Source organism: Bradyrhizobium sp. AZCC 1693 (assembly GCF_036924745.1).
Lineage (GTDB): Bacteria > Pseudomonadota > Alphaproteobacteria > Rhizobiales > Xanthobacteraceae > Bradyrhizobium.
The window spans coordinates 381,816-394,331 of the sequence record NZ_JAZHSD010000001.1 but is presented as its reverse complement, the minus strand read 5'-3'; the positions used below and the strand labels follow the sequence as shown (position 1 = coordinate 394,331).

Annotated in this window: 9 protein-coding genes and 1 pseudogene; 1 reads left to right on the top strand and 9 read right to left on the bottom strand. The window is 63.2% G+C overall.

Going from position 1 to position 12,516, the window contains the following annotated elements; genetic code table 11:
- Nucleotides 1–154 precede the first annotated feature (154 nt).
- The 9 genes and pseudogenes from V1293_RS01955 to V1293_RS01915 form a co-directional block, all read right to left on the bottom strand.
- Complete coding sequence (locus V1293_RS01955) at nucleotides 155–2,080, bottom strand: potassium transporter Kup (RefSeq protein ID WP_334506219.1); 1,926 nt, start codon at nucleotides 2,078–2,080, stop codon at nucleotides 155–157.
- Nucleotides 2,081–2,234: 154 nt separating this feature from the next.
- The gene (locus V1293_RS01950; protein WP_334506217.1) at nucleotides 2,235–4,133 is read right to left on the bottom strand and encodes a potassium transporter Kup; all 1,899 of its coding nucleotides are present in this window, start codon (nucleotides 4,131–4,133) and stop codon (nucleotides 2,235–2,237) included.
- Nucleotides 4,134–4,291: 158 nt separating this feature from the next.
- Complete coding sequence (locus tag V1293_RS01945) at nucleotides 4,292–5,119, bottom strand: OmpA/MotB family protein (protein WP_334506215.1); 828 nt, start codon at nucleotides 5,117–5,119, stop codon at nucleotides 4,292–4,294.
- A 28-nt stretch (nucleotides 5,120–5,147) separates the two neighbouring features.
- Nucleotides 5,148–5,921 (bottom strand): motility protein A, encoded by a 774-nt coding sequence (locus V1293_RS01940; protein WP_334506212.1) that lies wholly within the window; start codon nucleotides 5,919–5,921, stop codon nucleotides 5,148–5,150.
- Nucleotides 5,922–6,111: 190 nt separating this feature from the next.
- On the bottom strand, nucleotides 6,112–7,080 hold the full coding sequence (locus V1293_RS01935; protein ID WP_334506210.1) for a Bug family tripartite tricarboxylate transporter substrate binding protein: 969 nt from the start codon (nucleotides 7,078–7,080) through the stop codon (nucleotides 6,112–6,114).
- 36 nt (nucleotides 7,081–7,116) lie between these two features.
- Entirely contained in the window at nucleotides 7,117–7,836 is a 720-nt protein-coding gene (locus tag V1293_RS01930) for an RraA family protein (RefSeq protein ID WP_334506208.1), read from the bottom strand.
- A gap of 130 nt (nucleotides 7,837–7,966) precedes the next feature.
- A complete protein-coding gene (locus tag V1293_RS01925; RefSeq protein WP_334506206.1) occupies nucleotides 7,967–8,857 on the bottom strand; it encodes a CDP-alcohol phosphatidyltransferase family protein in 891 nt (296 codons plus the stop codon).
- A gap of 75 nt (nucleotides 8,858–8,932) precedes the next feature.
- Nucleotides 8,933–9,643 (bottom strand): annotated as a pseudogene (locus V1293_RS01920) (phosphatidylserine decarboxylase); the annotation flags it as partial.
- Between the two features lie 45 nt (nucleotides 9,644–9,688).
- Nucleotides 9,689–11,683 carry an ABCB family ABC transporter ATP-binding protein/permease gene (locus tag V1293_RS01915; protein WP_334506204.1) on the bottom strand — a complete coding sequence of 665 codons (1,995 nt, stop codon included), beginning with the start codon at nucleotides 11,681–11,683 and terminating at the stop codon, nucleotides 9,689–9,691.
- A 212-nt stretch (nucleotides 11,684–11,895) separates the two neighbouring features.
- On the opposite strand from V1293_RS01915, the gene V1293_RS01910 reads away from it, so the two are divergent.
- Nucleotides 11,896–12,516 (top strand): TIGR00730 family Rossman fold protein, encoded by a 621-nt coding sequence (locus V1293_RS01910; RefSeq protein ID WP_334506202.1) that lies wholly within the window; start codon nucleotides 11,896–11,898, stop codon nucleotides 12,514–12,516.

Genomic DNA, 12,516 nt, shown 5'->3' with positions numbered 1-12,516 from the left:
GTAGGCGGAACTTGCGGGTTCAGACCCCTAAAGCGCGATGAATTGGGGGCGAATCGTCATCGCGCTTTAGCTTATTGTTTAAGCATGATCTCCGCGCAAACGCGTTCCGCGTTTGTCGCGAGGAAAACCGCTTCACACTTTTCCGGATCATGCCCTAGATCGTGACCTGCGTTCCCACTTCCACCACGCGGCCGGTCGGGATCTGGAAATAATCGGTGGCGTCGTTGGCGGAGCGGCTGAGGCGGATGAACAGCAGGTCCTGCCAGCGTGGCATGCCTGAATGCGCGGCAGGCTTCAGCGCGCGGCGGGACAGGAAGAACGACGTCGACATGATGTCGAACTGCCAGCCGAGCTTGCGGGCGATCGCCAGCGTCTTCGGCACGTTGGGCGATTCCATGAAGCCGAACTTCAGCGTGACCCGCGAGAAGGTCTCGCTGAGCTGCTCCATCCGCACCCGCTCGGCCGGGTCGATCCGCGGCGTCGGCGCGGTTTCGATGGTGAGGATGACGTTCTTCTCGTGCAGCACCTTGTAGTGCTTCAGGCTGTGCATCAGCGCCGTCGGCGCGCATTCGGGATCAGAGGTCAGGAACACCGCCGTGCCGGAGACGCGCTGCGGCGGGCGCTTCTCCAGCATCGCCACCAGATCGGCGAGCGGGAATTCCAGCTTGCGTGATTTCTCGAACAGCAGCCGGCTGCCGCGGCGCCACGTGTACATCAACAGCATCACGATGCCGCCGAGCGCCAGCGGCACCCAGCCGCCCTCGAACACCTTCAGCAGATTGGCCGCGAGGAAGGTGATGTCGAGAAACAGGAACGGGGCGATCAGGGCTGCAGCCGCGACCGGCGACCATTTCCAGACCCGCCAGATCACGACAAAGCCCATCATGGCCGTGACCACCATGGTGCCGGTCACGGAAATGCCGTAGGCCGAGGCCAGCGCGCTCGACGAGCGGAACAGCACCACCAGCAGCATCACCGCTACGAACAGCAGCAGATTGATGCGCGGAATATAGATCTGGCCGGAATGGGCTTCCGATGTATGACGGATTTCGAACCGCGGCATCAGGCCGAGCTGGATCGCCTGGCGCGTCAGCGAATAGGCGCCGGTGATGACGGCCTGACTCGCAATCACGGTCGCCGCCGTCGCCAGCGCCACCATCGGGATCAGCGCCCAGTCCGGGAACATCAGGAAGAACGGATTCTCGATCGCCTTGGGATCGGCGATCAGGAGTGCGCCCTGCCCCAGATAGTTCACCGCCAGCGACGGCAGCACGATAACGAGCCACGCGGTCTGGATCGGCCGCTTGCCGAAATGGCCGAGGTCGGCATAGAGCGCCTCCGCGCCGGTGACGGCCAGAAACACCGCGCCCAGCGTCACGAAGCCGATCATGCCGTGATGGAGCATGAAGGAGACGGCATGGAACGGGTTGAGCGCCAGCAGCACTTCGGGATGGCGCGCGATCTGTGGCAGCGCCGCGATTGCGATGACGGCGAACCAGACGCACATCACCGGTCCGAAGAACGCGGCAACGCGGGCGGTGCCGCGGGATTGCACCGCAAACAGCGCCACCAGGATAATCACCGTCAGCGGCACGACATAATGTTCGAAAGTCACGGTGACGAGCTTGATGCCCTCGATCGCCGACAACACCGACAGCGCCGGCGTGATGACTGCGTCGCCGTAAAACAGCGCGCCGGAAATGATGCCCAGCAGCACGATCGCGGCCCCGCCCTTGCCGACCGCGCGTTGCGCCAGCGCCATCAGCGCCAGCGTTCCGCCCTCGCCGTTGTTGTCGGCGCGCAGCAGGATGACGACGTATTTCAGCGTCACCACGACGATCAGCGCCCACAGGATCAGCGAGAGCACGCCGAGCACGGCCTGCGGCGCGGCATCGGCCGCAGTCCCGCTGGCGGCAACCACCGCTTCGCGCAGCGCGTACAAGGGGCTGGTGCCGATGTCGCCATAGACGACGCCGATGCTGCCGAGCATCAGCGCCTTGAAGGTAGCGGTGGAATGCGCTTCGCCATGCCCATTGGCCGCGGGCGTTTCCGCCGCGGGGATCGCAAACTGGACTGACATGAAACGGGCCTCGGTCGTTTGCCGCACTGCACAAATGCAGAAGCGCAGCCCTATACTCCCGGCGTGCCTGCATAGGTTAGCCGGAATTCAGGCCTCCGGTATGCGCCAGAAGCATGGATGCCGGAACCTTTCTGGAATAAATTTCTTATAAATATCAGATGGTTACCTGAGTTCCAACCTCGACGACCCGGCCCGTCGGGATCTGGAAGTAGTCGGTGGCATCATTGGCCGACCGGCTCATGGCGATGAAAAGATGGTCCTGCCATAGCGGCATGCCCGACTGCGCCGAGGGTTTCAGCGACCGCCGCGACACGAAGAACGACGTCGCCATGATGTCGAACTGCCAGCCGAGTTTGCGCGCGATCACCAGCGCCTTGGGCACGTTCGGCGATTCCATGAAGCCGAACCGCAGCCGCACGAGAGAGAACTTCTCGCTGATCGTTTCCATCTTGACGCGCTCGGCCGGATCGACGCGCGGCGTCTGAGCAGTTTCGATGGTCAGGATCACATTGTGCTCGTGCAGCACCTTGTTGTGCTTGAGGTTGTGCATCATCGCGGTCGGCACGAAGCTCGGGTCGGAAGTGAGAAACACCGCCGTGCCCTTGACGATGTGCGGCGGACGCTTTTCCAGGCTCTTGATCAGATCCGCCAGCGGCACCTCGATGCGCCTTGTCTTGACGGTCAGGATGCCGGCGCCGCGGCGCCAGGTCCAGATCATCACCGCCACGGCAATGCCGAACAGCAGCGGCACCCAGGCGCCTTCGAACAGCTTCAAGAGGTTGGCGGCAAAGAAGCTCATGTCGACGACGACGAAAGGCAGGATCACGGCCGCCGCCGTCGCCGCGCGCCAGTTCCACAATTTCCACACCACGACAAAGCCCATGATGCCGTCTACGACCATGGTGGTGGAAACGGCGATGCCGTAGGCCGACGCCAGACCGCTCGAGGTGCGGAACAATAGCACCAGCAGCACGACCCCGATCAGCAGCAGCCGGTTGACGCGCGGCAGATAGATCTGGCCGGCATGGGTTTCCGAGGTGTAGCGAACCTCGAAGCGCGGCAGCAGGCCGAGCTGCACGGCCTGGCGGATCAACGAAAAGGCGCCTGTTATCACCGCCTGGCTCGCGATCACGGTCGCCGCGGTCGCCAGCACCACCAGCGGCAGCAAGAGGACTCCGGGGACCAACCGGTAGAACGGATTTTCGATCGCCGCCGGATCGGACAACACCAGCGCGCCCTGCCCGAAATAATTGATCAAGAGCGCCGGCAATACGAAATAGAGCCATCCGGCCTGGATCGGCTTGCGTCCGAAATGGCCGAGATCCGCATATAGCGCCTCGCCGCCGGTCACGGCCAGAAACACCAGGCCCATCGTCACCAGCCCGATGGTGCCGTGGGAAAGCATGAACTGGATCGCGTACCAGGGATTGATCGCCGCCATGACGGTCGGATCGTCGCTGATGTGGATGAGGCCCAACACTGCCAATGTCGCGAACCAGACCACCATGACCGGTCCGAAGGCGGAGGCGACGCGCGCGGTGCCGCTGCTCTGCACCGAGAACAGGACGACGAGAATGAAGATCGTCAGCGGCACCACATAATGTTCGAGCGCGGGCGTGACCAGCTTGAGACCTTCGACCGCCGACAACACCGAAATTGCCGGCGTAATCATGGAATCGCCGATGAACATCGAGGCGCCGACCACGCCGAGCGCCAGCAACGGCAAGCTCCGCCGGCCCAACGCCCGCTGCCCCAGCGCCATCAGGGACAGCGTGCCGCCCTCGCCGTTGTTGTCGGCGCGCAACAGCAGCAGCACATATTTGGCGGTCACGACGATGAACAACGACCACAGGATCAGCGAGAGCACGCCGAGAACGATGGTGCGCGACACCGGCGCCCCATTCGCGGCATGGGTGACGGCCTCGCGGAACGCATACAGCGGCGAGGTGCCGATATCGCCGAACACGACGCCGATGCTACCCAGCGTCAGGGCCAAAAAGCCAGAGGTGGCCTGCCCCTCATGGGCTTCGGTAGATGTGACGCTGACAGTCATGGTGGAGAGAAACGTTCTCGTCGTTGAATTGATCCGGGCGGCTATCGACGCTTCCGCGCTGCCTGTCAATCGTCGGTCCAGCATAGCACCGCATGCGATGCGGAGCTCACGCAAAGCAGATCGAAATCGCGAGATGGTATTATGGTAGTCTCACCGCGTTACGGCTTCAGATTTGGCGGAAGCGGCGGATTCTCGCGCATCAATGTGATGGTGACGCGACGGTTTGCCGGCAATGTCGGATCGTCGGGAAACAATGGCTGGCTGTCGGCCCTGCCGCCGACGGCAAAGATATGGGATGCCGGCAGCCCTTCGCGCTCGAGGATCTGGCGCACGACGTTGGCGCGGTCCGCCGACAGATCGAACGCGCCATATTCGCTGCGCGCCGGCACGAAGCCGGCCGAGGTGTGGCCGACAATGTTGACCCGCAGCGGTGTCGCCTTCAGCGGCACGGCCAGTTTCTGGATCAGCCGGTGGGTGCGGTCGTAGGGCACCTTGGAGCCGTCGGCGAACATCGAGCGGCCATCCTGGTCGACGATTTCGAGATTGAGGCCCTGGCTGGTCTCTTCGAAAATGATGTGCCTGGACATTTCGGTCAGTTCCGGCATGTCCTGCAGCGCCTGGCGCAATGAGGCCGAAGCGAGCGCGAACTCGCGATCAACCTTCAGGCGGGCGCCACTTTCGCGCTGACGGTCCTTATCGTCCGGCGTCGGCGTATTGGAGGAATCCTCGGGCGAAATATGCTCGACATTCTTCAGCTTCGGCCGCGTCGGCAGGCCGTCGGCTTCGACGATTCCCGAATATCGGGATTCGGTCTGGACGCCGAACGCATCGCGCATCGAACCCGCGACGATCTTCAACTTGGCCGAATCCTGCGTGGAGAATGCGACCAGCATCACGAAAAATGCCAGCAGCAGCGCCATCAGATCGGCGAACGTCACGAACCAGCCGTGACCGCCGTGTGCCTCTTCGCGTTTTTTCTTGGCCATGCTTTATGTCCGTGCCGCTATCAGCCGATCAGGCTGGAACCAGCTCGCCTTCCTCGTGGCGATGTTTTTCGGGCAGGTAGGCCAGCAGCATTTCACGCACCAGCGCCGGGCTCTTGGAGTCGCGGATCATCAGGATGCCGTCGATGATCAGCGTGCGGTTGGTTTCCTCGTCGATCAGCTTGCCATGCAGCTTGTCGGCGATCGGCAGACAGATCAGGTTTGCGACAAGCGCACCGTAAAGCGTCGCCAGCAAGGCGACCGCCATGAAGGGTCCGAGTTTCGAAGGGTCCGACATGTTCGAGAACATCTGCACCATGCCGAGCAACGTGCCGATCATGCCGAACGCCGGCGCGCAATCGCCGATCGCGCGATAGATCTTCGACCCCTCGTTCAGGTGCATCAGGAAATTGTCGCGATCGCGCTCCATGTTGTCGCGGATGAATTCGAGATCGTAGCCGTCGGCGACGTAGCGGATTCCCTTGGCGAGGAAAGGCTCATCCGTCTCGACCTTTTCCAGGCCGACCGGACCCTGCTTGCGGGCGATTTCGGCGATGCGGGCCAATTCGTCGACCAGATCGCGTGCCGAAAGACGGCTCATCGTGAAGGCGAATTTTGCACCCAAGGGCATGCCGTGCAGGATGGCGCTCAGCGGGAAGCGGATCAGTGTCGCCGCCGTCGAGCCGCCGAAGATGATGATGACGGCGTGGATGTCGTAGAACATCCGGAAGTCACCGCCCATCAGGATCAGCGTCGACAGGACGATGGCGCCGGCGACCAGGCCAAGGAGCGTAGTGATATCCATTCTGAACTCCGACGCATACGCGAACTACCGGCCATTCTGACCGGTCGCGCGGCTCATCCGGAGCTGCGCAAGAGGCACCCTACGACCGCGCCATTAAAGAGGCGTAAAGGTTAAACCTAAAGCGCGGTCGTAGAATTGCGGGCAGCGAGCCGCACGATCTCAAGGGTTCGCTAACCATAGCGGTTGGCGTTCACTGCGCCTGCGCGCCGATGCCGGCGGCCTTGATGATCGGCCACCATTTTTCGATCTCGGCCTTCTGGAAAGCGGCCAATCCTTCCGGCGTTTGCTGCGCACGGGGCGCAACGTCGAGGCCCAGTTCGGTAAAGCGCTTCTGGATCGCCGGATCGGCCAGTGCCTCCACCGTCGCGGCGTTGAGTTTGGCGATGACATCCTTCGGCGTGCCCTTCGGCGCCCAGAAGCCGAACCAGCCCGACATATAGAGGCCGGGCACGCCGGTCTCGTCCGCGGTCGGAATATCCGGCATCGAAGCCGAGCGCGTCGCCGAGAGGTTGGCCAGCGCCTTGATCTTGCCGGCGCGGATTTGCGGCAGCGCCACCGCGCCCTGCACCACCAGCAGATCCACCGTGCCGGAGATGAGGTCGGTCATCGCGGGGCCTGCGCCGCGATAGGGAATGAACTGCACCTTCTGCCTGGTCAGGTTCTCGAACATTACGCCGGTGACGTTCGCCGCCGCGTTCTGGTTGACGAAGTTGATCTTGCCGGGATTTTCCTTCATCCACGCGACCAGCTCGGCAAGCGTCTTCGCCGGCAGGTCATTCTTGGCGACCATGAGCTGGGGATTGTTCGAAACAAGCGCGATCGGCTCAAAATCTTTTTCGAGGTCGTAGTCGAGCTTGTAGATGATGCTGCCGACATGGGTGTCCCACTGGCCGATGTCGAAGGTGTAGCCGTCAGGCGCGGCGCGGGCGACGCGCCCGACACCAATGCTGCCGCCGGCGCCGCCGACATTTTCGATCACGACGGACTGCCCGAGCGTCGCGCGCATCCGCTCGGCCATGATCCGGGCGGCCGCATCGGTCGATCCGCCCGGCGGGAACGGCACCACCAGCGTGATGGGACGAGAGGGGTAGGTTTGCGCCTGCACTGGCGCGGCACCGAAGAGGATCAAGAATGACAGCGCCGCGCAGAACCCCTTCATGACGTTTCCCCCTGTTTGTTGAACCCCGACTTTTTGTCAGTGGATCTCGGACGAACGTTTCAGCGCCTCTTTGAGTTTTTCCAGCGTGAAGTCCGGGCTGCGCGTGATCTCCAGGATCGGCGTCTCGCGCCGGCCGCAGAGTTCGGCGGCTTCCGGAATCTTCGCCGCGATATCTGTCGGGATCACGATGGCGCCGTGCTGGTCGGCGTGGATCAGATCGTCGGAATGCACCGTCATGCCGGCGACGCGCACTTCGCCGCCCCAGTGTTCGGCGTGAACCCAGGCGTGCGACGGCCCGACCGAGCCGGCCAGCGCCTGAAAGCCCGGCGCCCATTGCGGGATGTCGCGGATCGAGCCGTCGGTGATGACGCCGAGGCAGCCGAGCGCCTTGTGCACGTTGCTCTGCACCTCGCCCCAGAACGCGCCGTAACCGACATCGGCGCCGTCGATATCCTGGATCACGGTGATGCGCGGGCCAAAGCCGGTGCCGACATATTCGTAATAGGCGATGCGGCGGCGGGCCTGCTCATCGGCCGGAAGGGTGGATTTCAGCACCGAGCGGATCGTCACGGTGCGGGCGTAGCCGACCATCGGCGGCAAATCGGGGAACGGGCAGACCAGCGGCTTGGTGGTGTAGCCGATCAGGCGGCGTTCCGGCGCCACGATCTCCATCGCATTGCAGATCGTCGGCGTGTCATAGCGCGCCAGCGCCTCGAGGACGGAAGCAGGCAGCGGGGCGGTAACGGCTTTGTTCACGGCGTTCTCTCCTGATTTTTCGGCCCGGCTCTTTGAGGCCGTACGTCGCCAAGCCCCTATAGCCGAGATTGGGGCAGAACCCAACTCGGCTGCGGCTCATGGCAGCTATATCGGAGAGTAGCGAGGATGCTCAGTTCAGCCGCGACGGCCGTTCGTCCTTGGTATCGCCAGCGGCCGGCGAAAATGTCGCCGCCGGAGCTGACGCCGCGGCGGCGGCCTCTGTCGCCGCGGCCGGCTGCGCGGCAAGGGCGGCCTTGCGCTCATGGTCGCGATAAGACTTCCACCCCCAGGGCAGACTCAGGAGGTAGAGCACCGAGCCGATCGAAAAGATGTGCCAGGGATAGCCGATCAACAGCGCGACGAAGAACACCACGGAGACGAAAACCGGCAGCACCATTTCCGGCGGCACACGCATCCGCACCGTCTTGCCGGAAAATACCGGCAGGCGCGACACCATCAGGGACGCGATGAGAAGTGTATAGCCCGCGGTCAGCATGGCCGGCGGTTTCGAGACGCCCAGAAACGCCAGATAGAACGGCAGCATCGCAAGGATGGCGCCGGCCGGCGCCGGCACGCCGGTGAAGTAGTTCGCCGCAAAGGCAGGCTTGTTCGGATCGTCGATCGAGGCGTTGAAACGCGCCAGCCGCAGGCCGCCCGCGATCGCAAACACCATCGCCGCGATCCAGCCGCCATTGTTCAATTCCTGCAGCTGCCAGAAGTACAGCATCAGGCCGGGCGCAACGCCGAAATTGACGAAATCCGCAAGGCTGTCGAGTTCGGCGCCGAATTTCGACTGGCCCTTGATCATGCGCGCGACACGGCCGTCGACCCCGTCCAGCACCGCCGCGAAGACGATGGCGGCGACCGCGAGCTCCATCCGCCCTTCGATCGACAGGCGGATCGCCGTCAGCCCGGCGCAGATCGCCAGCAAGGTGATGACGTTGGGCACCAGCATCCGCACCGGGATCGGGCGAAACCGGCGGCGGCGCAGTTCAGTGTATTTGGGATCGGGGGTCAGCATGCCTGCCATTATATAGCAAGCGGCAGCCCGGTTCACCATTGGCGGCGGCCTGGCATTTAGGCGGCCGGCGGGTGGTTAATCGGCCCGAAACGTCCGCCCCTGCTCGCTCGACCCGAAATCGGCCAAAATCGTCTCGCCGGCCACGGCCGTTTGGCCCTCGGAAACCAGCGATCGCGTGCCTTCGGGCAGATAAACGTCCAGGCGCGAGCCGAAACGGATCAGGCCGAACCGCTCGCCGGCGCCGATCGACTGGCCTTCCCGCACGAATGAGACAATCCGCCGCGCCACCAGGCCGGCGATCTGGACCACGCCGATCCGTCCGTTCGTCGTGGAGATGACAAGCGAATTGCGCTCATTGTCTTCGCTGGCCTTGTCGAGCTCGGCGTTGATGAAGGCGCCGGGCCGGTAAGCGATGCGGTCGATCCGGCCCGCCACCGGGCTGCGGTTCACGTGGCAGTTGAACACGCTCATGAAGATCGAAATGCGCGGCAGCGGCCGGTCGCCGAGGCCGAGTTCGGCCGGGGGCAAAACCTGCGCGACCATGGAGACCCGGCCGTCGGCCGGCGCCACCACGATGCCGTCGCGCACCGGCGTGACGCGGACGGGATCGCGGAAGAACAGCGCGCACCAGATCGTCAGGAGCGAGCCGATCCAGCCCAACGGCGTCCAGATCCAGAACAGGATCAGGCTGACGAGCGCAAAGCCGCCAATGAAGGGATAGCCCTCGGGATGGATCGGCGGGATCTGCGCACGGATGGAATTCGCAATCGACATTAGGGCTCGCTGTTGTCTGGCCGACTTCCGGTTCCGGGAAGTAGCGCCGTATTTGGATTATTCCGCGGCGGTTGCCAAGGGATCTTTGGACAAGGGATCTTTGGATTGCGGCTGCTCGTTGAGCGGATCATCGACCGGCGGCGGGGCGCGGTTCGGCGCAACGTTGCCATCGTCGATCTGGGCGAGCTTCTCCCGCGCCTCCTCGGCTTCGCGCTGCCTATTCCACATACTGGCATAGAGCCCGCCGGACGCCAAAAGCCTGATATGGGTGCCGCGCTCGGCGATGCGCCCTTGATCCAGCACGATAATTTCATCGGCGCCGACAATGGTCGACAGCCGGTGTGCGATCACCAGCGAGGTGCGGCCACGCGAGACGCGCTCCAGCGCTTCCTGGATTTCATGCTCGGTATGGCTGTCGAGCGCGGACGTTGCTTCATCGAGCACCAGGATCGGTGGCGCCTTCAGCACCGTGCGCGCAATTGCCACGCGCTGCTTCTCGCCGCCCGACAGTTTCAGGCCGCGTTCGCCGACCTGGGTTTCGTACCCCTTCGGCGAGTTTCGAATAAAGCTGTCGATCTGCGCCAGTTGCGCCGCCTGCTCGACCTCGGCATCGCCGGCGTCCCAGCGGCCGTAGCGGATGTTGTAGCGGATGGCGTCGTTGAACAGCACGGTGTCCTGCGGCACCATGCCAATCGAGGCGCGCAGGCTCGCCTGCGTGACGTTCCTGATGTCCTGGCCGTCGATCAGGATTTTGCCGCTGGAGACGTCGTAGAGACGAAACAGCAGCCGCGAGATCGTCGACTTGCCGGCGCCGGATGGACCTACGATCGCAAACGTCTTGCCGGCGGGCACCTCGAAGCTGAGACCCTTGAGGATCGGCCGCTCCGGATCGTAGGCAAAGCGCACGTCGTCGAAGCGCACATTGCCGGAGCTGACGACCAGCGGCATTGCACCCGGGATATCCCTGACCTCGGGATTGCGCTGCAGCACGTTGAACATCTTCTCGATGTCGATGATCGCCTGCTTGATCTCGCGATAGACCATGCCCATGAAATTCAGCGGCTGGTAGAGCTGGATCATCATGGCGTTGACCATGACGAAATCGCCGACCGTATTGGTGCCGTTGCGGATGCCCACTGCGCACATCAGCATGGTTGCGGTGAGGCCAAACGTGAAGATCACCGCCTGCCCGGCGTTGAGCACCGCCAGCGAGGTGTAGGTCTTGACGCTGTTGCGCTCGTAGCGCTCCATCGAACGGTCGTAGCGCTCGGCTTCGCGCGCCTCGGCGCTGAAATATTTCACCGTCTCGTAGTTCAGCAGCGAGTCGATCGCCTTGGTGTTCGCCTCGGTGTCGGAATCGTTCATCTTGCGGCGGATCTCGATCCGCCATTCGGTGGCGAGGTAAGTGTAGTACATGTAGATCACGACCGTGATCGCGGTGACCAGCACGTAGCGCCAGTCGAACTGCCATAGCAGCACCGCCATCAAGAGCGAGACCTCGACGATGGTCGGGATCAGCTGCAGGATCACCATCCGTACGATCACTTCGATGCCGGTACGGCCGCGCTCCAGCACGCGCGTCAAGCCGCCGGTCTTGCGCTCCAGATGGAAGCGCAGCGACAATTCGTGCATGTGAACGAAAGTGATGTAGGCGAGCTTGCGCACCGCATGCATCGCCACGCGAGCGAAAATGCCATCGCGCCATTGCGTCAGCACCGCCATCAGCACGCGCACCGCGCCGTAGCTCGCGGTCATCAGCAGGGGCGAGGCAATCAGCCACAGCATCCAGTTGGACGGCTCGACCGGCGCAGAGCCAGCGCCATTGAGCGCATCGATCGCCCATTTGAAGGTGAACGGCACCGTCAGCGTCGCGAGCTTGGCTGCCAGCAGCAGCACCATCGACCAGACCACGCGCATCTTCAGGTCGGCGCGGTCGCCGGGCCAGATATAGGGCCACAGATGCACCAGCGTCCCCACCAGGGTCGCTTTTTCGGGAGAGTTGCTGGCCGGAGGGGCGGCGCCGGCGTGCGGGTGCGAATCAGGGTCAGCCATTGGCGTCGCGCCCAGAGCAAGGTGGCGCACCAGTCGCCTTCAGGGAATTTTCGATAGTCTGCATATGCTCGTCATATAGAGCCTTTAACTCTGCCGTACAGCCTTGAAAGATAAATCTTTCCCCCGTTTGGTTTGATTTCGGGCCTATTTCTGCTGCATCAGCGAAGTCAACCAGACTTGAGCTTTAATGGGTGCAGTGCCACATGATCTCCATGGATCAAATCAAAACCGAACAAATCAAAACCGTCTGCGTCTATTGCGGCTCCGGCCCCGGTTCCAGCCCAAGCTTTGTAAAAGCTGCCCATGCTCTGGGAAAGGCTTTTGCCGAGAACAATATCCGGCTTGTCTATGGCGGCGGATCGGTCGGCCTGATGGGCGCGGTCGCCAAGTCCACGCTGGATCACGGCGGCCTGGTCACCGGCATCATTCCGGACTTTTTGCGATCCCGCGAAAATATGCTGACGCGCGTTCAGGAAATGATCGTCACGCCCGACATGCACGAGCGCAAGCGACTAATGTTCGAACATTCCGATGCGTTCGTCGCCCTGCCCGGCGGCGTCGGCACGCTGGAAGAACTGGTCGAGCAGATGACCTGGCAGCAGCTCGGCCGCCACTCCAAGCCGGTGCTGCTCGCCAACATCGACGGCTTCTGGGAGCCGCTGATCGCGCTGTTGGCGCATATGCGTGAAACCGAGTTCATCCGCCCGGCGCTGGATATCGACATCCTCAAGGCCGAACGGGTCGAGGACATCGTGCCGCGCCTGCGCGCCGCCGCAGCCCGCGCCCCCGAAGGCACCAAGGAAATGGCGCCGGAATTGGCGCGGAAGCTGTAG